This window comes from Streptomyces sp. TSRI0281 (assembly GCF_001905125.1).
In the GTDB taxonomy this organism is placed as follows: Bacteria; Actinomycetota; Actinomycetes; order Streptomycetales; family Streptomycetaceae; genus Streptomyces.
Genome location: NZ_LWLE01000001.1, coordinates 764,907 through 786,046 on the forward strand (window position 1 = coordinate 764,907; position 21,140 = coordinate 786,046).

15 protein-coding genes and 1 tRNA gene are annotated in these 21,140 nt (G+C 68.3%); 6 read left to right on the top strand and 10 right to left on the bottom strand.

Annotated features, from left to right (window positions below; translation table 11 throughout):
- Window positions 1–60: 60 nt before the first annotated feature.
- Genes A6A29_RS03535 through A6A29_RS03555 form a run of 5 tightly spaced genes read left to right on the top strand, consistent with a single transcriptional unit; the run spans window position 61 to window position 6,209 of the window.
- On the top strand, window positions 61–843 hold the full coding sequence (locus A6A29_RS03535; protein ID WP_073718401.1) for a hypothetical protein: 783 nt from the start codon (window positions 61–63) through the stop codon (window positions 841–843).
- Window positions 843–3,017 carry a hypothetical protein gene (locus tag A6A29_RS03540; RefSeq protein WP_073718402.1) on the top strand — a complete coding sequence of 725 codons (2,175 nt, stop codon included), beginning with the start codon at window positions 843–845 and terminating at the stop codon, window positions 3,015–3,017. The genes A6A29_RS03535 and A6A29_RS03540 overlap by 1 nt, the downstream gene beginning before the upstream one ends.
- 30 nt (window positions 3,018–3,047) lie before the next feature.
- On the top strand, window positions 3,048–4,601 hold the full coding sequence (locus A6A29_RS03545; RefSeq protein ID WP_073718403.1) for a hypothetical protein: 1,554 nt from the start codon (window positions 3,048–3,050) through the stop codon (window positions 4,599–4,601).
- Window positions 4,601–5,173, top strand: a complete 573-nt coding sequence (locus tag A6A29_RS03550; RefSeq protein WP_241838304.1) for a Pycsar system effector family protein — start codon at window positions 4,601–4,603, stop codon at window positions 5,171–5,173. Before A6A29_RS03545 ends, A6A29_RS03550 begins: the two co-directional genes overlap by 1 nt.
- A gap of 25 nt (window positions 5,174–5,198) precedes the next feature.
- Window positions 5,199–6,209 carry a M48 family metalloprotease gene (locus tag A6A29_RS03555; protein WP_073718404.1) on the top strand — a complete coding sequence of 337 codons (1,011 nt, stop codon included), beginning with the start codon at window positions 5,199–5,201 and terminating at the stop codon, window positions 6,207–6,209.
- Between the two features lie 90 nt (window positions 6,210–6,299).
- On the opposite strand, the gene A6A29_RS03560 is transcribed toward A6A29_RS03555, so the two are convergent.
- From A6A29_RS03560 to A6A29_RS03610, 10 genes are all read right to left on the bottom strand, one after another.
- Window positions 6,300–10,199 (bottom strand): DNA-directed RNA polymerase subunit beta', encoded by a 3,900-nt coding sequence (locus A6A29_RS03560; RefSeq protein WP_073718405.1) that lies wholly within the window; start codon window positions 10,197–10,199, stop codon window positions 6,300–6,302.
- 128 nt (window positions 10,200–10,327) lie between these two features.
- The gene (gene rpoB / locus A6A29_RS03565) at window positions 10,328–13,810 is read right to left on the bottom strand and encodes a DNA-directed RNA polymerase subunit beta (RefSeq protein WP_073718406.1); all 3,483 of its coding nucleotides are present in this window, start codon (window positions 13,808–13,810) and stop codon (window positions 10,328–10,330) included.
- Between the two features lie 600 nt (window positions 13,811–14,410).
- A complete protein-coding gene (rplL, locus tag A6A29_RS03575; RefSeq protein WP_073718407.1) occupies window positions 14,411–14,794 on the bottom strand; it encodes a 50S ribosomal protein L7/L12 in 384 nt (127 codons plus the stop codon).
- A gap of 85 nt (window positions 14,795–14,879) precedes the next feature.
- On the bottom strand, window positions 14,880–15,440 hold the full coding sequence (gene rplJ / locus A6A29_RS03580) for a 50S ribosomal protein L10 (RefSeq protein WP_073718408.1): 561 nt from the start codon (window positions 15,438–15,440) through the stop codon (window positions 14,880–14,882).
- A 276-nt stretch (window positions 15,441–15,716) separates the two neighbouring features.
- Window positions 15,717–16,646 (bottom strand): hypothetical protein, encoded by a 930-nt coding sequence (locus tag A6A29_RS03585; RefSeq protein ID WP_073718409.1) that lies wholly within the window; start codon window positions 16,644–16,646, stop codon window positions 15,717–15,719.
- 174 nt (window positions 16,647–16,820) lie between these two features.
- The gene (gene rplA / locus A6A29_RS03590) at window positions 16,821–17,543 is read right to left on the bottom strand and encodes a 50S ribosomal protein L1 (RefSeq protein ID WP_073718410.1); all 723 of its coding nucleotides are present in this window, start codon (window positions 17,541–17,543) and stop codon (window positions 16,821–16,823) included.
- A gap of 80 nt (window positions 17,544–17,623) precedes the next feature.
- Window positions 17,624–18,058 carry a 50S ribosomal protein L11 gene (gene rplK / locus A6A29_RS03595; protein WP_024494105.1) on the bottom strand — a complete coding sequence of 145 codons (435 nt, stop codon included), beginning with the start codon at window positions 18,056–18,058 and terminating at the stop codon, window positions 17,624–17,626.
- Between the two features lie 176 nt (window positions 18,059–18,234).
- On the bottom strand, window positions 18,235–19,152 hold the full coding sequence (gene nusG, locus A6A29_RS03600) for a transcription termination/antitermination protein NusG (RefSeq protein WP_073718411.1): 918 nt from the start codon (window positions 19,150–19,152) through the stop codon (window positions 18,235–18,237).
- A 73-nt stretch (window positions 19,153–19,225) separates the two neighbouring features.
- The gene (secE, locus tag A6A29_RS03605) at window positions 19,226–19,510 is read right to left on the bottom strand and encodes a preprotein translocase subunit SecE (RefSeq protein ID WP_073718412.1); all 285 of its coding nucleotides are present in this window, start codon (window positions 19,508–19,510) and stop codon (window positions 19,226–19,228) included.
- Window positions 19,511–19,616: 106 nt separating this feature from the next.
- Window positions 19,617–19,689, bottom strand: a tRNA-Trp gene (locus A6A29_RS03610).
- Between the two features lie 212 nt (window positions 19,690–19,901).
- Between A6A29_RS03610 and A6A29_RS03615 the strand changes: the two genes are divergently transcribed.
- The gene (locus A6A29_RS03615) at window positions 19,902–21,128 is read left to right on the top strand and encodes a pyridoxal phosphate-dependent aminotransferase (protein ID WP_073718413.1); all 1,227 of its coding nucleotides are present in this window, start codon (window positions 19,902–19,904) and stop codon (window positions 21,126–21,128) included.
- The last annotated feature ends 12 nt before the right edge of the window (window positions 21,129–21,140 follow it).

Genomic DNA, 21,140 nt, shown 5'->3' on the forward strand with positions numbered 1-21,140 from the left:
CCGGGGATCCACCGCCGTCACGCTCTTCCCAGCACGGAACACCCCCGGCGAGAGGCAACCATGTCCGACCCCGTGAGCAGCACGATCCTGCTGCTCGACATCGAGAAGTACAGCGAACGCGACGACGTCGAACAGGCGTATCTGCGCCGTATGCTCTTCGATCTCGCCGACCGCGTCCTGCTGGCCGCGGGCATCGACGAGACCCGGCGGCGGCGCGCCGACCGCGGCGACTGCGTGATGGAGCTGATCGACGCCAACGCCTCGGTGACCGCCCTGCTGCGCACGCTGCTCACCGAGGCGCCCGCCCAGCTGCGCACCCTGAACCGCACCGCCTCCCGCTCCGCTCAGATGCGGCTGCGCGGAGTGGTCGCCACGGGGTACGTCGCCCTCGACGGGCACGACGGCTGGGTCGGGTCCGACCTCAACCACGCCTGCCGGCTGCTGGACGCCGAACTGCTGCGGGGCGCGCTGAGGGAGCGCGCGCAGGACTTCGCGCTGTGCGTGTCGGAGCCGGTGTACCAGGGCATCGTGCGGCACAGCCCCACCGGCGTACCGGCCGAGGAGTTCCACGCCATCACGGTGGGCAGCAAGAACGGGCCGCTCCCCGCGTGGCTGCACGGACCGGTTCCGCACGTGCCGGTCCCGGACGCGCCCCCGCAGGCCCCGGACCGGACGGCGCACGAGCCCCGTACTCCGGCGGCGCCCCCCGCCGGGCCGGGCCAGGCGTTCGACTTCGGCGGCGCCACGGTCAACGGCGGCGTCTTCGGCGGCACGAACCACGGCATCGGCGGCGGCACCTTCCACGGCGACATCCACCTCGGCGGCGGCAGCAGGGAACGCTGATGAGCTCCGGTGACGCCGCCGGCGCGGGGCCGCAGCAGCAACCGGGAGGCGCCCCCGAGGCGGCCGAGGAGACGGCGGAGACGGAGGCGGCCAAGGAGGCAAGGGAAGCCGAGGAGGCCGACCGGCCCCAGGACGTGTGGTCGGCCCGGCGGGACCTGACCAACCACACCCCTCGGACCATGAGCCTGGACGGCACCCGGGTCGGCGGCGGAGTCTTCGGCGGCGTCAACCACGGCATCGGCGGCGGCACCTTCCACGGCGATGTGCACGTGGGCACGACCGAGATCCACTACCGGTTCGGCGCCCGCTCGGCGGTCCACTCCTCCGGCGAGATCCCGCCGGAGGCGCTGGACCGGCTGGCGGCGAGCTTCGCCGCCGGAAGCGGCTTCGAGGCGCTGGCCGAGCGGCTGCGCGACGAACATGTCCTGGTGCTCTCCGGGCCGCACTTCGCGGGCCGCCGGACCGCCGCGCTCATGCTGCTGCGCCGCATCGGGGCGGCCCCGGTCCGTGCCATGGGCCCCGACACCTCCCCCGGTGACCTCGCCGGACAACTCGACGGCGGCGGGCAGGAGGAGGCGCGCGGCCATGTCCTGTGCGACCTGATCACCGAGCGCGGCAGCCCCCTGCGCGAGGCGCACCTGCTGGCCGTCCGGGACCGGCTCGCCAAGCGGGACGCGTACCTCGTGATCACCGTGGGACCGGCCGCGTCCCTGGAGGACGTACCGGTCGCGGTCTGGCGGCAGCCGTCCGCGAGGGACGTGCTCACCGCGCATCTGGAGCCGCTGGCCGATGCCGGGAAGGTGCGGGAGCTGCTGTCCCTGCCCGCCGTGACCGAGTTCCTCGGCCGGAGCCATCAGCCGCGCGAGGCCGCCGAGTTCGCCCGGGTCCTGGCGCGGTACGCGGCGGGGCAGAGCGATGACCAGGCGCTCGGGAGCTACTCGCTGATGGCTCTGGAGAACCAGGTCCAGGAGTGGTTCGAGCAGGACGAGACCTCGCTGCACCTGCGCGAGAAGGCCTTCCTCGTCGCCCTGGCCGTCTTCGACGAAGGGCCCTACGCACTGACGGCCGAGCTGAGCGACCTCTTCTACTCCTTCCTCCAGAGGACCGAGAACGCCGAGCGGTCGCCCGCCGTCCCGGTCTTCGGCACCCACATCGGCAAGCGGCTGCAACTGGCCAGGGCCCGCCGGTACGAGGCGGAGGAGCACACCGAGTGGGGTCCGGTGAGCCAGGTGATGGCCGCCTACCTGGACAACCGCGCCGCGCTCGTCCTGCTCCGGGAGGTGTGGACCGGCCACCCCTCGGCGCGGCCCGCCCTGGTCGGGTGGCTGCGAGAGCTGGCAGGGGACGGCCGCCCGCTGGTACGCACCCGCGCGGCCTCGACGGTCGCCGTCCTCGCCCACACCGACCTGCCGTCCGCGATGGCCCTGGTCATCGAGCCGTGGGCCGGCTCCCGCCTGTTCCGCCACCGGCTCGTCGCGGTCAGCGCACTGGCCCTCACCCATCGGCTCGGCACTCCCAACGTGCCGCGCATCCTGGACGCCTGGTGCGGCAGCGAGGAGGCGGGGCAGCGCTGGGTGGCCATCCGGACGCACGGGCTGATCGGCCCGGAACGGCCGGTGGAGACCCTGGCCGCGCTGCGTGCCGCGGCCCGCCACCCGGACCGGCAGGAGGATCCGGACAAGCTGGTGGCGGGTGAACTCGCCGCATCGGTAGCGCTGTTGCTGCTGTCACCGGTCGGCGACCGGGTCATCGCCGAGCTGCTGCGGACCCTGCACACCGACCGCCCGGTGTTCGACCTCGCGGTGGGCGGCTTCGTCAGCGCCTGCCTGCGGGACCAGGACGACCGGCCCGGGTGGCCGACCGTCCTCGCCTGGTACGCCCGGTCCGCCGCCATGGGCACTCAGGACGCCCAGGACATCGCCACTCTGTGGCGGGCCGCGCTGGCCGACCGGGGCCACAGCGAACCCGCGCTCGAAGCGATGCGCCGGTGGGTGTTGTCCGCGGACAACGACGAGGAGGTGGAGTGGGCGCTCGCCGCGCTGTTGCCCGCCCTCGTCACCACCACCGCCGAGCGCCAGCGGCTCGGCCATCTGCTGCGGACCGTGCCCGGCGAGGACAGCACTCCCCCGCCGCCCGCCGCGGGCCGTCTGCTGACCACCCTGCCGAACCGCTGAGCAGTACCGACCCCACAGGAGACGCACACCATGACCGACTTCCGCCGACCGCCCGAGTGGGAGCAGACGGCCGACCGGCACACCCGGCTGACCGACCCCGTACTCACCGTCCGGCAGCTCTCCCGGTTCGGGTTCGCCCGCAAGTCGCTCACCCGTATCGACCACGCCCTGGTCTTCTCGACCCCGGACGGCTCGTACGACACGTTCCTGCCGCCGGTCCGGCCGACCCGCGCCGAAGCGGCGGGCAAGCGGTACACCGCCGTGTACGAGGTGGACATGGGCGTCCACCCGGTCCACGCGGAACTGGTGCTGCCCAGCGACAACGACGCCTTCGAGTTCGGCCTCTCCGTCGAACTGTCCTGGCAGGTCCACGATCCCGCGCTGTTCGTGGCGAGCGGCTACCGGGATGTCCCCCGGCTGCTGCTCGGCGAGCTGGAACAGGCGGCCCGCCCCGTGACGCGCCGCTTCCCCGTCGACCGGAGCGCGGACGCCGAACAGGAGATGCTGCGGGCGGTGCACGCGTGGGGCCCGCTCGGCACCGGCGCGGGCCTCGGCACGACCTGGACGGCGCGGCTGCGCAGGGACCGGGAGAACATCGGCCATCAGCGGCGCATCCAGGCCATCGACCACGCCGCCACCGAGCAGATCCACGCCGAACGGCGGGGCATGGAGTACGACGCCGAACTCGACCGGCGCACCAGGACGCAGGACGCCCTCCAGGCGGGCCGGGCCATGGAGTACGGGGAGCGGCACCAGGAACTGGCGCTCCAGCAGCAGCGGTGGCAGCACGAGCGGGCCCTGCTGGCCGCCGCCGATGAGGTGGAGCTGCAGCGGGCCGAGGCGGAGAAGATCGACTTCTACCGGACCCAGCTGGAGCAGGGCGGCGTACGCGCCTGGGCGCTGCACCTCTCCCGGCACCCCGAGGACTCCCGGACCGTCCTGAACGGCATGCGCGAGGACCAACTCCGCATGATCCAGGCCCAGATGGACCTGGTCCGACAGCTGCTGGGCGGCGACGGCGCGGAGAGCTACGAGCTGGAGGGGCCCAAGAAGCTGGCGTTGCAGGCGGTGCACGACATCCTGACCCAGCGGCTGCCGGGAGTGTCCCAGGACTGGTCGGGCCCGCGGCTCGGCCCGCCCGCGCAGGGGACGGCACCGCCGCAGGACACACCACCGTACGAGACACGGCCCTACCGGTCACCGCCGTACGAGACGCACACACACGAGCCACAGCCGTACGAGTCACAGCCGTTCGAGTCGCGTCCGCACGAATCACGGCCGTACGAGCCACAGCCGTACGAAACGTATCCGTACGAGTCGCGGCCGCACCCGGCACCACCGCCGCCGCAGGACGCACCGGCGCACGGGACACCGCAGGCGTGGGTGCCCGCCCAGGACACCGCGCCCGCGACCTTCTCGGGCTGGCAGCCGCCGCCCGGCTACGGCAGCGCCCCCGTCATGCCCGCTCCCGCGGTACCACCGCGGCCCGCCGAGCCGCCCGCCGCGCCGCCCGCCGCGCCGCCGCAGCCGTCCACCGACGGTGACGCCCATGGCGCCGAACGCGTGAAGGAGGCCGACGGCTGATGGCCGACACCGACCCGGCACCACCGCCGCACCCGCCGGGCCCACCCCCGGCCCCGCCTCCTTCCCCGCCCCCACCACCGGGCACCGGGACCGAGGCCGCGGCACGGCTCCTCGTCGATCTGCGGTCCGAGATCGCGCGGGCCGACAGCAAGGCTGCCGTGCTCGTCGCCGCACTCGGCATGAGCGCGGGCGTGGTCAGCGGCCTGCTGGCCGGGAGCGACTGGGAACCGGCCGCCCTGTCCGGTACGGGCACGGCCTGCTGGTGGATGGGCACCGCCGCGCTCGCCGCGTCCCTGATCGCCCTGCTGATGGCCGTGCTGCCGCGCTACCGCACCAGCAAGTGGGCTCCGGGCGAGCCACTCACGTACTTCGGAGACATACGACGGGCGGTGCGGCAGGAGCGCCTGGCGGAAGCGCTCGCCGAGACGGAGCGCGCACCGGCCGCCTCGCTCCTGGTGGCCCTGGCGGAGACCAGCCGGATCGCCACGCGCAAGCACCAGTGGATACGTGCGGGGCTGGTCACCTTCTCCCTCGGCGCCGTACTGCTCCCCGCCTCCCTGCTCATCGGCTGACGACCCCGTACCGCGAAGGATGGCCATGTCCCGGCGAAGCCCCGAGTCACCGCACCCGCAGGACCCGCAGGACGACCTCGACTACCGGCACGCCCCCGGCAACCGACTGCACTTCACCGCCCACCAGCGCGGCGCCGACGCCACCGCGCTCGGGCATCTGGCGCTACAACTGCCCGGCATCCTGATGAGCCTGCTGGTCGTGGCCCTGGCCGCCTCGCTCCTGGAGTCCTTCACCGGTCTGCCGTACGGGATTCCGGTGCTCCTCTGGTCGGCCTCCGGCGCCCTGGTCTTCCACGCCCCCAGCGAGGACTTCCTCGCCCGCTACCTTCTGAAGCTCCAGCGCCCGCTGCCCCACGAGGCCGCCCGGCTCGAACCCGTCTGGCGCGAGGTGACGGCGCGCGCCGGCGTGGACGGACGCAGGTACCACCTGTGGATCGAGGACAGCGAGGACCTCAACGCGTACGCCGCGGCGGGACACATCGTGGCCGTCACCCGGTTCGCCCTGGAGCAGCTGCCGAGCGCCCAGCTCGCCGCCGTACTCGCGCACGAACTCGGCCACCACACCGGCGGTCACGCCTGGTCGTCCCTGCTGGGCTACTGGTACCTGCTGCCCGGCCGGATCGCGTGGCGGGTCCTGCGTACCGTGACCGTTCTCGCCATCAGGTTCACCGGCTACTTCTCGTACCTGGCCGCCGGCGTGCTGGTGCTCCTGATCGGCGCACTCGCCTTCACGACGCTCAGCGTCCTGTACGGGCTGCCGCTGGTGCTGCTCGTCGTCCCCTGGCTGACCGCCGCCGTCGGACGCCGCGCCGAGCTGCGGGCGGACCGGCACGCGGCGGTGCTCGGCTTCGCGCCGATGCTCGCGGAGGTCCTGCACACGATGCACGCCGGTGAGACCCGGGCACGGGAGTACGCGACGGCCGCGACCGGGAAGCCACCGGCCGAACCGGGTGCCCTGGCCCGGCTGCTCGCCACGCATCCCGACTACCGGACCCGGATACACCATCTGCGGCCCTACCTCCGGCCGCCGCGCTGAGCGGACCCGCCCGCCGGACCCCGTACACGCCGCAGGGCGGCCACCCCGTGTTCGGGGTGACCGCCCTGTGGTCAGTCGCAAACGACTCGCTTACTGGTTGTACGGACCGTAGTCGTAGTCCTCCAGCGGAACGGCCTGGCCGGAGCCCGTGCCGAACGGCGAGTAGTCGATGTCGTCGTAGCCGACGGCCGAGTACATCGCGGCCTTGGCTTCCTCGGTCGGCTCGACCCGGATGTTGCGGTAGCGGGACAGACCCGTACCGGCCGGGATGAGCTTACCGATGATGACGTTCTCCTTGAGACCGATCAGGGAGTCCGACTTGGCGTTGATCGCCGCGTCGGTCAGAACCCTGGTCGTCTCCTGGAAGGACGCCGCCGACAGCCACGACTCGGTGGCGAGCGAAGCCTTGGTGATACCCATCAGCTGCGGACGGCCGGAGGCGGGGTGACCGCCCTCGGTGACCACACGACGGTTCTCGACCTCGAACTTCGAGCGCTCGACGAGCTCGCCCGGAAGCAGCTCCGCGTCGCCGGACTCGATGATCGTCACACGGCGCAGCATCTGCCGGATGATGATCTCGATGTGCTTGTCGTGGATCGACACGCCCTGCGAGTTGTAGACCTTCTGGACTTCGCCGACCAGGTGGACCTGGACCGCACGCTGGCCGAGGATGCGCAGCACGTCGTGCGGGTTGGTGGCACCCACGGTGAGCTTCTGGCCGACCGCGACCGGGTCGCCCTCGCCCACGAGCAGACGGGCACGCTTGGAGATCGGGAACGCCGTCTCCTCGCTGCCGTCGTCCGGGGTGACGACGAGCTTCTTGGTCTTCTCGGTCTCCTCGATCCGGACGCGGCCTGCCGCCTCCGAGATCGGGGCGACACCCTTGGGCGTACGGGCTTCGAAGAGCTCGACGACACGGGGCAGACCCTGGGTGATGTCGTCACCTGCCACACCACCGGTGTGGAAGGTACGCATCGTCAGCTGGGTACCGGGCTCACCGATGGACTGGGCGGCGATGATGCCGACCGCCTCACCGATGTCGACCAGCTTGCCGGTGGCGAGCGAGCGTCCGTAGCAGAAGGCACAGGTGCCGACCGCGGACTCGCAGGTCAGGACCGAACGGGTCTTGACCTCCTCGACGCCGGCGCCCACGAGGGCGTCGATCAGGACGTCACCGAGGTCGACGTTGGCAGGCGCGATGACCTTGCCGTCGATGACGACGTCCTCGGCGAGCATGCGGGCGTACACCGAGGTCTCGACGTCGTCCGTCTTGCGGAGCACGCCGTCGGCACCCTTGACCGCGATCTTCAGCTTGAGGCCGCGGTCGGTGCCGCAGTCCTCCTCGCGAATGATCACGTCCTGCGAGACATCCACCAGACGACGGGTCAGGTAACCCGAGTCGGCGGTACGCAGGGCGGTGTCCGCCAGACCCTTACGGGCACCGTGCGTGGAGATGAAGTACTCCAGAACGGTGAGGCCCTCACGGAACGACGCCTTGATGGGACGCGGGATCGTCTCGTTCTTCGCGTTCGACACCAGACCACGCATACCGGCGATCTGACGCATCTGCATCATGTTTCCTCGGGCACCCGAGTCAACCATCATGAAGATGGGGTTCGTCTTCGGGAAGTTCGCGTTCATCGCCTCGGCAACCTCGTTGGTCGCCTTGGTCCAGATCGCGATGAGCTCCTGCGTGCGCTCGTCCTTGGTGATCAGACCGCGCTCGTACTGCTTCTGGACCTTCTCGTCCTGCTCCTCGTAGCCCTTGACGATGGCCTTCTTGGCCTCGGGCACGACGATGTCCGAAACGGCCACGGTGACGCCGGAACGCGTCGCCCAGTGGAAGCCCGCCGCCTTCAGGTTGTCGAGCGTCGCCGCCACGATGACCTTGGGGTAGCGCTCGGCCAGGTCGTTGACGATCTCGGAGAGCTGCTTCTTGCCCACCGAGTAGTCGACGAACGGGTAGTCCTCGGGCAGCAGCTCGTTGAAGAGCGCGCGGCCCAGGCTCGTACGCAGCCGGAAGATGTCGCCCGGCTGGTACTCCGGCTCGCCCTCCTCGGCGACCGGCGGCACCCAGCCACGCGGCGGCATGGTGCCCACCGGGAAGCGGATGTCGACGGTCGACTGGAGCGCCAGCTCACCGGCGTCGAACGCCATGATCGCCTCGGCCGTGGAGCCGAACGCGCGGCCCTCGCCCTTGGTGTCACGGAGCTCACCGTCGGTGGTGAGGAAGAACAGCCCCAGCACCATGTCCTGGGTCGGCATGGTGACGGGACGACCGTCGGCCGGCTTCAGGATGTTGTTCGAGGACAGCATCAGGATGCGGGCCTCGGCCTGCGCCTCCGCGGAGAGCGGCAGGTGCACGGCCATCTGGTCACCGTCGAAGTCCGCGTTGAACGCGGTGCAGACGAGCGGGTGGATCTGGATGGCCTTGCCCTCGACCAGCTGCGGCTCGAAGGCCTGGATGCCGAGGCGGTGCAGGGTGGGTGCACGGTTCAGCAGCACCGGGTGCTCGGCGATGACCTCTTCGAGGACGTCGTACACGACGGTGCGGCCACGCTCGACCATGCGCTTGGCCGACTTGATGTTCTGCGCGTGGTTGAGGTCCACCAGGCGCTTCATCACGAACGGCTTGAAGAGCTCCAGCGCCATGGCCTTCGGCAGACCGCACTGGTGCAGCTTGAGCTGCGGGCCGACGACGATCACGGAACGCGCGGAGTAGTCCACGCGCTTGCCGAGGAGGTTCTGACGGAAACGGCCCTGCTTGCCCTTCAGCATGTCGCTGAGGGACTTCAGGGGACGGTTACCGGGACCGGTGACCGGGCGACCGCGGCGGCCGTTGTCGAACAGCGCGTCGACGGCCTCCTGCAGCATCCGCTTCTCGTTGTTCACGATGATCTCGGGGGCACCGAGGTCAAGGAGACGCTTGAGGCGGTTGTTGCGGTTGATCACACGGCGGTACAGGTCGTTCAGGTCGGAGGTCGCGAAGCGGCCACCGTCCAGCTGCACCATCGGACGCAGGTCCGGCGGGATGACCGGCACGCAGTCGAGCACCATGCCCTTGGGCTTGTTGCTGGTCTGCAGGAACGCGGAGACGACCTTGAGGCGCTTGAGCGCACGGGTCTTCTTCTGGCCCTTGCCGGTGCGGATGATCTCGCGAAGCCGCTCGGCCTCTTCATTCAGGTCGAAGGACTCCAGGCGCTTCTGGAGCGCGGCGGCGCCCATGCAGCCGTCGAAGTACGTGCCGAAGCGGTCACGCAGCTCGCGGTAGAGGAGCTCGTCGCCCTCCAGGTCCTGGACCTTGAGGTTCTTGAAGCGGTTCCACACCTCGTCGAGACGGTCGATCTCGCGCTGCGCACGGTCACGCAGCTGCTTCATCTCACGCTCGGCACCTTCGCGCACCTTGCGGCGTACGTCGGCCTTGGCGCCCTCGGCCTCAAGCTCGGCCAGGTCGGTCTCAAGCTTCTTGGCGCGGGCCTCCAGGTCGGAGTCGCGACGGTTCTCGGTCTGCTGACGCTCGACGGAGACGTGCGCCTCCAGGGACGGCAGGTCGCGGGTACGACGCTCCTCGTCCACGAACGTGATCATGTACGCGGCGAAGTAGATGACCTTTTCGAGGTCCTTCGGCGCGAGGTCCAGCAGGTAGCCGAGGCGCGACGGGACGCCCTTGAAGTACCAGATGTGGGTGACGGGAGCGGCAAGCTCGATGTGGCCCATCCGCTCACGACGCACCTTGGCGCGAGTGACCTCGACGCCGCAGCGCTCACAGATGATGCCCTTGAAGCGGACACGCTTGTACTTGCCGCAGTAGCACTCCCAGTCCCGGGTAGGACCGAAGATCTTCTCGCAGAAGAGTCCGTCCTTCTCGGGCTTGAGCGTGCGGTAGTTGATGGTCTCCGGCTTCTTCACTTCGCCGTGCGACCAGGTCCGGATGTCGTCCGCGGTGGCAAGGCCGATCCGCAGCTCGTCGAAGAAGTTGACGTCGAGCACTTGTCGTCAATCCCTCTTTCGGGGGTTCGAGCCCCTCGCGTCAAAGCGAGAAATGGGGCACTTCAGCAATGGTCTGAACGGGTCCGGGGAGAGCCGGCCGGATCACTGGGATCCGGCCGGCCAACCCGTCAGACCTCTTCGACGCTGCTCGGCTCGCGCCGGGACAGGTCGATACCGAGTTCCTCCGCCGCGCGGAAGACGTCCTCGTCCGTGTCACGCATCTCGATGGACATACCGTCCGAGGACAGCACCTCCACGTTGAGGCAGAGCGACTGCATTTCCTTGATGAGCACCTTGAAGGACTCAGGGATGCCCGGCTCGGGGATGTTCTCGCCCTTGACGATCGCCTCGTAGACCTTCACGCGGCCGGTCACGTCGTCGGACTTGATCGTCAGCAGCTCCTGGAGGGCGTAAGCGGCGCCATAAGCCTCCAGCGCCCACACCTCCATCTCACCGAAGCGCTGTCCACCGAACTGAGCCTTACCACCCAGCGGCTGCTGGGTGATCATGGAGTACGGACCGGTCGAACGGGCGTGGAGCTTGTCGTCGACCAGGTGGTGGAGCTTGAGGATGTACATGTAGCCGACCGAGACCGGCTCGGGGAACGGCTCGCCGGAGCGGCCGTCGAACAGGTTGGCCTTGCCGGAGGGCTGGACCATCCGGTTGCCGTCGCGGTTCGGGATCGTGGACTCGAAGAGACCGGAGATCTCGTCCTCGCGGGCACCGTCGAAGACCGGGGTCGCGACGTTGGTGCCGGCGGCGACGTCGTCGGCGCCGATCGCCTTCAGCCGCTCCATCCACTCCTCGCTGCCCTCGACCTTCCAGCCCTGGCTGGCGAGCCAGCCGAGGTGGATTTCGAGGACCTGTCCCGGGTTCATTCGGGACGGGACACCCAGCGGGTTGAGGATGATGTCGACCGGGGTGCCGTCCTCCAGGAACGGCATGTCCTCGATCGGCAGGATCTTCGAGATGACGCCCTTGTTGCCGTGACGGCCGGCGAGCTTGTCACCATCGGTGATCTTGCGCTTCTGCGCGACGTAGACGCGGACCAGCTGGTTCACGCCCGGCGGCAGCTCGTCGCCCTCTTCGCGGTCGAAGACGCGGACGCCGATGACCTTGCCGATCTCGCCGTGCGGGACCTTCAGCGAGGTGTCGCGCACCTCGCGCGCCTTCTCACCGAAGATCGCGCGGAGCAGGCGCTCCTCGGGGGTCAGCTCGGTCTCGCCCTTGGGCGTGACCTTGCCGACGAGGATGTCACCGGCGACGACCTCGGCACCGATACGGATGATGCCGCGCTCGTCGAGGTCGGCGAGGACCTCTTCGGAGACGTTCGGGATGTCCCGGGTGATCTCCTCCGGGCCGAGCTTGGTGTCACGGGCGTCGACCTCGTGCTCCTCGATGTGGATCGAGGAGAGGACGTCGTCCTGCACGAGGCGCTGCGACAGGATGATCGCGTCCTCGTAGTTGTGACCCTCCCAGGGCATGAACGCCACGAGGAGGTTCTTGCCGAGGGCCATCTCGCCGTTCTCGGTGGCCGGACCGTCGGCGAGAACCTGCTCGGCGATGACCCGGTCACCCTCGGAGACGACAACCTTCTGGTTGACCGAGGTGCCCTGGTTGGAGCGCATGAACTTGGCGATGCGGTACGTGGTGTACGTGCCGTCGTCGTTCGTGACGGTGATGTAGTCCGCGGAGACCTCCTGGACCACACCGTCCTTCTCGGCCTTGAGCACGTCACCGGCGTCGGTGGCGCAGCGGTACTCCATGCCGGTGCCGACGAGCGGGGCCTCCGACTTGATGAGCGGCACCGCCTGCCGCATCATGTTCGCGCCCATGAGGGCACGGTTGGCGTCGTCGTGCTCCAGGAAGGGAATCATCGCGGTGGCGACGGACACCATCTGGCGCGGCGAGACGTCCATGTAGTCGACGTCCGTGCCGGGCACGTAGTCGACCTCTCCGCCACGACGGCGGACCAGGACGCGGGGCTCGGTGAAGCGCAGCTCGTCGGAGAGCGTCGCGTTCGCCTGGGCGATGACGTAACGGTCTTCCTCGTCGGCCGTGATGTAGTCGACCTCGTCGGTGACCTGACCGTCGACGACCTTGCGGTACGGCGTCTCGATGAATCCGAACGCGTTGACGCGTCCGTACGAGGCGAGCGAACCGATCAGACCGATGTTCGGGCCTTCAGGGGTCTCGATCGGGCACATGCGTCCGTAGTGGGACGGGTGCACGTCACGGACCTCGAAGCCGGCCCGCTCACGGGACAGACCACCCGGGCCAAGAGCCGACAGACGGCGCTTGTGGGTGAGACCCGACAGCGGGTTGTTCTGGTCCATGAACTGCGACAGCTGGCTGGTGCCGAAGAACTCCTTGATGGAGGCGACGACCGGCCGGATGTTGATCAGGGTCTGCGGCGTGATCGCCTCGACGTCCTGGGTCGTCATGCGCTCACGCACGACGCGCTCCATACGGGCCAGACCCGTACGGACCTGGTTCTGGATGAGCTCGCCGACGTTACGCAGACGACGGTTGCCGAAGTGGTCGATGTCGTCGGTCTCGACGACGATCGTCCGGCCGGACTCACCGACGGTCTCAAGCTCCCCGGCGTGCAGCTTCACCAGGTACTTGATGGTCGCGATGATGTCGTCGCTGGTGAGCACACCGGCGTCGAGCGGCTCGTCCGCGCCGAGCTTCTTGTTCACCTTGTAGCGGCCGACCTTCGCGAGGTCGTAGCGCTTCGGGTTGAAGTAGAGGTTCTCGAGCAGCGTCTGAGCGGCCTCGCGCGTGGGCGGCTCGCCCGGACGCAGCTTGCGGTAGATGTCGAGCAGCGCGTCGTCCTGGCCCTGGGTGTGGTCCTTCTCCAGGGTGGCGCGCATGGACTCGTACTCGCCGAACTCTTCGAGGATCTGCTCGGTGGTCCAACCGAGAGCCTTGAGGAGAACGGTCACGGACTGCTTGCGCTTGCGGTCGATGCGGACACCGACCATGTCGCGCTTGTCGATCTCCATCTCCAGCCAGGCACCCCGGGACGGGATGATCTTGGCCGAGAAGATGTCCTTGTCGGACGTCTTGTCGATGGAGGAGTCGAAGTAGACACCCGGCGAGCGGACCAGCTGCGACACGACGACACGCTCGGTGCCGTTGATGACGAAGGTGCCCTTGTTGGTCATGAGCGGGAAGTCGCCCATGAAGACCGTCTGGGACTTGATCTCGCCGGTCTCGTTGTTGGTGAACTCGGCGGTGACGAAGAGCGGTGCGGCGAACGTGAAGTCGCGCTCCTTGCACTCGTCGATCGAGTTCTTCGGGGGCTCGAAGCGGTGGTCGCGGAACGTAAGCGACATCGACCCGGAGAAGTCCTCGATCGGCGAAATCTCCTCGAAGATCTCCTCCAGGCCGGACTTGGTGGGGACGTCTTGTCCACTGTCCAGAGCAGCCTCGACGCGAGCCTTCCAGGCGGCGTTACCGAGGAGCCAGTCAAAGCTCTCGGTCTGCAGCGCGAGGAGGTTCGGAACCTCGAGGGGCTCCTTGATCTTTGCAAAAGAGATGCGCAGCGGGGCGGTGCTGGCACCGTTGTTCGTATTCGCGGTCGAGGCGTTGCGCGAGGCGGCCAAGAGGGGGTCCTTCCGAGGGCTCGGACTCACTACGCGCGTACCGGTCCCAAGTTGGACACAAAGACAGATATCCCAGGTAAGGGAGGATCAGTCATCGATGCTCAAGCGTGGGCATGCCCCTGGTGACGGGCAGGAGGCAGCTAACAGGCAGCGCAAAGGGTCAGTGTAGCCAAACGCCACACTGATGTCCAGTCGGGGTTCTCAGAGACCCGCGTTGCTCTCAACAGCTGTTCTCAACACCTATGCCTAGTCCTTGCGCGGGGTGCGCTCTTCTTTACTGCCCTCTTCACACTCGATCCATGCCTCGGATTCGGATCGATGTGATGACGCGCCCCTGAGAATTGCGCGCCTCGTGCGGTTCGTCAAGGCCTACAAGCCGGGACAGACTCCCGGCGATCCTCTCCAGCCGCCCCTGGACGCCGTAGGAGGCCCCCTGAGAGGCGCACGGCGAAGATCACCATACTCGCCACCGCCGGAAGAGCAAGGCACCCGCCACGGGCACGCCAAAGGGCGACCACCCGGATGGGTGATCGCCCTTTGCGATGTGACATCCCCGCCTTGCGGCAGAGACGGTCCTGAGGAGTCAGATGACTCGCAGGGTCACTTGACCTCGACGGAAGCGCCGGCGGCCTTGAGGGACTCGGCAGCCTTCTCGGCGACCTCCTTGGCGACCTTCTCGAGGACCGGCTTCGGGGTGCCGTCGACGAGGTCCTTGGCCTCCTTGAGACCCAGCGAGGTCAGCTCACGCACGACCTTGATGACCTGGATCTTCTTCTCGCCGGCGCCGGTGAGGACGACGTCGAACTCGTCCTGCTCCTCCGGGGCGTCCGCGGCGGCGGCAGCGCCACCGGCGGCGGCGACGGCGACCGGGGCGGCAGCCTTGACGTCGAACTTCTCCTCGAAGGCCTTGACGAAGTCAGCGAGCTCGATGAGGGTCAGGTTCTCGAACTGCGCGAGCAGGTCGTCCTGGGACAGCTTCGCCATGATGGCGTCCTTCCACTAAGTCGGCAGGTGCCGGGTGTATATGAAGGCGGGCGTACGGGCCCGCTGCGAGCCGTGGAGCGGAGGGTTACTCCGCCACCTCGGCGTCGGCGGGAGCCGGCGTACCGGCACCGCCCTGCTCGACCTTGGCGCGAAGGGCGTCCGCGGTGCGGACGAACTCCGACAGCGGGGCCTGGAACGTCGCCGCGGCCTTGGCCATCGACGCCTTGATTCCACCGGCCACCTTGGCGAGCAGAACCTCGCGGGACTCAAGGTCCGCGAGCTTCTTGAACTCATCGGCGGACAGCGCCTTACCGTCAAGGACACCGCCCTTGATGATGAGGTTGGGGTTGTCCTTGGCGAAGTCACGAAGACCCTTCGCCGACTCCACCGGGTCACCGGTGACGAAGGCAACCGCCGTCGGACCCGAGAACAGGTCGTCCAGCGTGTTGATCCCGGCCTCGTTGGCCGCAATCTTGGTCAGCGTGTTCTTCACCACGGCGTACTGGGCGTTCTCACCGAGCGAACGGCGCAGCTCCTTGAGCTGTGCCACGGTGAGACCCCGGTACTCGGTCAGCACGGCGGCGTTCGAGCTGCGGAACTGGTCCGTCAGCTCGGCTACCGCGGCAGCCTTGTCGGGCCTTGCCATGAGCGTCGGCCTCCTTCCGGGTGATGAGGACCGCTCAGAAGGTGCCGTAAAAGACGAAACGCCCCAGCACAAGTGCCAGGGCGCAGCTCGACCGGACAGAGTCCGGGAGCTTTCCACAGTCACCTGCGCAGGTCGTCCGTTCTCAGCGGATCCTTCGGTCACTGCTCCCTCTTGCGAGAGCACAGCGACGACCAGCGGTCTTTGGCTTCTTCTGGAGAGTACGCGACCGGAGCCGCGTCGGGCAAATCCGTCCCGGATCGGGTGGGTGCGTGAGGTTTAGGACGCGCCCGCGCCCGCACCTGCGGCGGCGCCCTGCTGCTGCTTCAGGATGTCCGCGAAGTCGGCCGTGTCGGCGGCCGGGGGCTTCTCCACCGCGACCGCGGTGCCGTAGTCGCTGTAGTAGACCGTCGTGTTGAGCTCGCCGGTCTTCATCTGGCCACGCTCGGTCTTCTTCACCAGCAGGTCGTTCTTGTCGACCCAGATGTCCACGGTCTCCGTGGTGATGCCGGCCTGGTCGAGCTGCTTCTTGAGCGCCGCGAGCTGTGCTTCGTCCAGGGCGCCGTTCTTCGCGGTCAGCTCCGCCACGTCGACCGTGCCGGAGTAGTGCGTCGTGGGCACCCCCCGTACGTCCTCCTGGCCGACCTTCTTCACGTCGCCGGAGGCCAGCAGCGCCTTCACGCCCTGCTCGGGGGTGCTGCTCTCCATCTGGTCCTTCATCACCCCGCCGGAGGCCCCGGACAGCTCGGCGAGGTCCTTGTAGGCGTACCGGACCCAGTGCTTGCCGCCGATGTTGGCGGCGAAGGCGTCGCCCATGTTGGCGTAGTACTCGTCCTTGAGGTACCGGGCCTCCATCGAGCCGTCGCCACCGGACTTCTTCAGGGCATCGCCCATCGTGCCCCCGGTGTACGTGATCTTCAGGGAGCCCGTGAGCCCTTTGCTCCAGTCGATGACACCGCTCTGCGTCATCGACATGTTGGTGCCCATCACGGTGGTGCCCTCGACCTTGGCCGACTTGGCCCCGCCGGTCTTCTCCTGCACCTGGCGCAGCGCGGCGACCTGCTCGCCCTTCACCACGCCGCCCGCGCGCGTCCCGTCCTTGCCGGTGCCTCCGGCGTCGTCGGAACCGCTGCACGCCGCCACCGAGGTCAGCGCCGCCACCGACGCGAAGGCCACGCACACCCGCCGTACAGTCCTGGTCGTCGTCATCTACCGCTCCACCCCTCGCTTCGTCCTGTCGTCCCACACTGGCACAGGGGACCGACAGTTACGCGTACTACCGGACGCATCCTTCGGAAACGAGGACGGGCCCCGCACCTCGAAAGGTTGCGGGGCCCGTCACAAAGCACGCGTGTGACGCGACTGCCTGGTGAGCGCGGTGGCTCAGACGGCGGCCGGGTCCTCCTCGACGAGGAGGTTGCGGGTGCGGTTGGAGTCCAGCGGGATGCCGGGGCCCATCGTGGTGGCCAGCGTGGCCTTCTTGATGTAGCGGCCCTTGGCGGCGGACGGCTTCAGACGGAGGATCTCGTCCAGCGCCGCTGCGTAGTTCTCCACCAGCTTGGTCTCGTCGAAGGAGACCTTTCCGATGATGAAGTGCAGGTTCGAGTGCTTGTCGACGCGGAACTCGATCTTGCCGCCCTTGATGTCGTTGACAGCCTTCACGACATCGGGGGTGACGGTGCCCGTCTTCGGGTTCGGCATCAGACCACGCGGACCGAGCACGCGGCCGAGGCGGCCGACCTTGCCCATGAGGTCCGGAGTGGCGACGACGGCGTCGAAGTCCAGACGGCCCTTCGCCACCTCGTCGATGAGCTCGTCGGAGCCGACGATGTCGGCGCCCGCGGCTTCCGCGGCCGCAGCACGGTCACCGGTCGCGAAGACCAGGACCCGGGCGGTCTTGCCGGTGCCGTGCGGCAGGTTCACGGTGCCACGGACCATCTGGTCGGCCTTGCGAGGGTCGACACCCAGGCTGAACGCGACCTCGACGGTGCTGTCGAACTTGGTGGCGGAGGTCTCCTTGGCGATACGGACGGCCTCGAGGGGGGCGTAGTTGCGCTCCCGGTCGATCTTCGCGTCCGCAGCGCGGAGGGTCTTGCTGCGCTTCACTTCTACTCCTGTGGTTTCAGGGTGTGGAGTCGTGGTGCGGACCAGCGCTTGGTCCTACCACTGAGGGCTACGGGGCTGAATCAGCCTTCGACCGTGATGCCCATGGAACGGGCGGTGCCAGCGATGATCTTCGACGCGGCGTCGAGGTCATTGGCGTTCAGGTCGGGGAGCTTCGTCGTGGCGATCTCGCGGACCTGGGCAGCCGTGAGCTTGGCAACCTTGGTCTTGTGCGGCTCGCCGGAGCCCTTGTCCACACCTGCGGCCTTGAGGATCAGCTTGGCGGCCGGCGGAGTCTTGGTGATGAAGGTGAAGGAGCGGTCGTCGTAGACCGTGATCTCCACCGGCACGACCATGCCACGCTGCGACTCGGTCGCGGCGTTGTAGGCCTTGCAGAACTCCATGATGTTGACGCCGTGCTGACCCAGTGCGGGGCCGACCGGCGGCGCCGGGTTGGCCGCACCGGCGTTGATCTGGAGCTTGATAAGCCCCGTGACCTTCTTCTTCTTGGGAGGCATTGCTCTCTCCGGGTCCAGTTGAGAGTTTTTCGCCGCCAGTCCGGTCATCCGGATGGAGGCATACCGCACAACGATAACGGGTATAGCTGCGCGACCAAAAACCGAGCAGGTCAGACGGGCTGCGAAGCCTGTCTGACCTGCTCGGTAGGCATGTGTCCAGAAACCGGCGGGAGGTGCTAGTTCTTCTGGATCTGGTCGAAGCTGAGCTCGACCGGGGTCTCGCGACCGAAGATCTCGACCAGGCCCTTGACCTTCTTCGAGTCGGCGTTGATCTCGTTGATCGTCGCCTGGAGCGTCGCGAACGGGCCGTCGGTGACGGTGACCGAGTCCCCGACCTCGAAGTCCAGCACCTGGACCTCGACCTTGCGGGACGGAGCCGGCTTGCCCTCGGCCTCGGCCGCCTCGCGGGCCGCCTTCTCCTCGGCCTCGGGGGCGAGCATCTTGACGATCTCGTCCAGGGTCAGCGGGTACGGGTCGTAGGCGTTGCCCACGAAGCCGGTGACGCCGGGCGTGTTGCGGACAACACCCCAGGACTCGTTCGTCAGGTCCATGCGGACCAGGACGTAACCCGGGAGCTTGTTCTGGCGGACGTTCTTGCGCTCGCCGTTCTTGATCTGGACGATCTCTTCCTCGGGCACTTCGGCCTGGTAGATGAAGTCCTCGACGTTGAGCGAGACGGCGCGCTGCTCCAGGTTGGCCTTCACGCGCTTTTCGTAACCGGCGTACGTGTGGATGACGTACCACTCGCCGGGAAGACCGCGAAGCTCGTCGCGCAGGGCGGTGACGGGGTCGACGGGGGCGGCCGGCTCGGCCTCTTCCTCGTCGGCGCTCTCGTCGTCGGCAGCCTCGGCGTCGTCGCTTTCGGCGCCATCGCTCTCGGCGTCCTCGTCGGAGGAAGCCTCGACCTCGTCGGACTCCTCCGACTCGGCGTGCACGGCAGCCTGCTCGGCGGGCTCGCCCGCAGCTTCATCAGCAGCTTCGGCCTGGTCCGGCTCCACAGAATCCGCCGCCTCAACGATGTCGAGCTCGTCCTCGGCGGACTCGAAGGCGCCAGCCTCGGGCTCGACGGCGTCGTTCAGGTTCGGGTCAGACACGATGGCTGCTTCTTCCTGGATACAAATGGGTGGAACATGCGAAAGGGGCGCCCTGTCGGACGCCTCCCGCAGATCAGCCGAAAACGTACTTGATGACCCGCGCGAATCCCGTGTCAATCACGGTAACAAGACCAATCATGACAACGACGAACACAATCACCACTGCGGTGTACGTGGTCAGCTGGTTACGAGTCGGCCAAACGACCTTGCGCAACTCTGCGACGATCTGGCGGTAGAACAGCGCGAGGCGCCCCAGAGGGCCCTTCTTGCCGCGCTTGCCGCCCTTCCGAGCCTTCTTCGACTCGGGGACTTCATCCTCGGCATCAGGCATGTCGATGGAGCCCACGGCGTCCGTCACGCTACTCACCTGATTCCGGGTCGTGGCCGTGCCGCGCCCGGTGGAGCCGCACGGCTGTGCAATGAAGTACGTACATGCGCACACATCCTGGCGAAGGAGTGTGTAGCAGGGCCGGAGGGACTTGAACCCCCAACCGCTGGTTTTGGAGACCAGTGCTCTACCAATTGAGCTACGACCCTTTGTGGTTTCCACCAACCTACCGCATCCTCCCCGGTGCTCGGGTGCGGGAACAGTGCGGCTGGTGAAGGCCAACGACAGGTGAGTGTACGTGCTCGGGGCCCTCGCGTCGAACAGACAGGAACCGACCGGTCCTGTCCGCATGCTGTCCAGGTCCTGTCCGGTCCCTGAAACCCCTGTGCCGACGGCAATTCCTGTCTGGGACCATGGGGGCATGAGCGCTGCAACTTCTCCGTCCGAGCGTCGGGTTTCCGCCCGCATCGGTGCGATTTCCGAGTCCGCCACCCTCGCCGTCGACGCCAAGGCGAAGGCCCTCAAGGCCGCCGGGCGACCGGTGATCGGCTTCGGTGCCGGTGAGCCCGACTTCCCGACCCCCGGCTACATCGTCGACGCCGCGGTCGAGGCCTGCCGCAACCCGAAGTACCACCGCTACACCCCGGCCGGCGGGCTCCCGGAGCTCAAGGCCGCCATCGCGGAGAAGACGCTGCGCGACTCCGGCTACGAGGTCGACGCCTCCCAGGTCCTGGTGACCAACGGCGGCAAGCAGGCCATCTACGAGGCGTTCGCCGCGATCCTCGACCCGGGCGACGAGGTCATCGTCCCCGCCCCGTACTGGACCACCTACCCCGAGTCCATCCGTCTCGCGGGCGGTGTCCCGGTCGAGGTCGTCGCCGACGAGACCACCGGCTACCGGGTCTCCGTCGAGCAGCTCGAAGCCGCGCGCACCGAGCGCACGAAGGTCGTCCTCTTCGTCTCGCCGTCCAACCCGACCGGCGCCGTCTACAGCGAGCCCGACGCCGAGGCGATCGGCCGCTGGGCCGTCGAGCACGGCCTGTGGGTGCTGACCGACGAGATCTACGAGCACCTCGTCTACGGCGACGCGAAGTTCACCTCGCTCCCGGCGATCGTGCCCGAGCTGCGCGACAAGTGCATCGTGGTCAACGGTGTCGCCAAGACCTATGCGATGACCGGCTGGCGCGTGGGCTGGATCATCGGCCCGAAGGACGTCGTGAAGGCCGCCACCAACCTTCAGTCGCACGCCACCTCCAACGTCTCCAACGTCGCCCAGATCGCCGCGCTGGCCGCCGTCTCCGGCCCGCTGGACGCGGTCGCCGAGATGCGTTCCGCCTTCGACCGCCGGCGCGGCCTCATCGTGCGGATGCTCAACGAGATCGACGGCGTGCTCTGCCCGGAGCCCGAGGGCGCGTTCTACGCGTACCCGTCGGTGAAGGAGCTGCTCGGCAAGGAGATCCGCGGCAAGCGCCCCGCCACCTCGGCGGAGCTCGCGGCGCTCATCCTGGACGAGGCCGAGGTCGCCGTCGTACCGGGCGAGGCCTTCGGCACGCCGGGTTACCTGCGGCTGTCGTACGCCCTGGGCGACGACGACCTCGTCGAGGGCGTCTCCCGCCTCCAGAAGCTGCTGGGCGAGGCCAAGGACTGACCCGTCACTCCC

Excerpts from the sequence above, each read along its gene's own strand:
- A6A29_RS03535 (WP_073718401.1), top strand. The coding sequence starts at position 61 with ATGTCCGACCCCGTGAGCAGCACGATCCTGCTGCTCGACATCGAGAAG.
- rplJ (WP_073718408.1), bottom strand. The coding sequence starts at position 15,440 with ATGGCAAGGCCCGACAAGGCTGCCGCGGTAGCCGAGCTGACGGACCAG.
- A6A29_RS03540 (WP_073718402.1), top strand. The coding sequence starts at position 843 with ATGAGCTCCGGTGACGCCGCCGGCGCGGGGCCGCAGCAGCAACCGGGA.
- A6A29_RS03545 (WP_073718403.1), top strand. The coding sequence starts at position 3,048 with ATGACCGACTTCCGCCGACCGCCCGAGTGGGAGCAGACGGCCGACCGG.
- A6A29_RS03585 (WP_073718409.1), bottom strand. The coding sequence starts at position 16,646 with ATGACGACGACCAGGACTGTACGGCGGGTGTGCGTGGCCTTCGCGTCG.
- rplL (WP_073718407.1), bottom strand. The coding sequence starts at position 14,794 with ATGGCGAAGCTGTCCCAGGACGACCTGCTCGCGCAGTTCGAGAACCTG.
- A6A29_RS03615 (WP_073718413.1), top strand. The coding sequence starts at position 19,902 with ATGAGCGCTGCAACTTCTCCGTCCGAGCGTCGGGTTTCCGCCCGCATC.
- rplK (WP_024494105.1), bottom strand. The coding sequence starts at position 18,058 with ATGCCTCCCAAGAAGAAGAAGGTCACGGGGCTTATCAAGCTCCAGATC.
- A6A29_RS03555 (WP_073718404.1), top strand. The coding sequence starts at position 5,199 with ATGTCCCGGCGAAGCCCCGAGTCACCGCACCCGCAGGACCCGCAGGAC.
- A6A29_RS03550 (WP_241838304.1), top strand. The coding sequence starts at position 4,601 with ATGGCCGACACCGACCCGGCACCACCGCCGCACCCGCCGGGCCCACCC.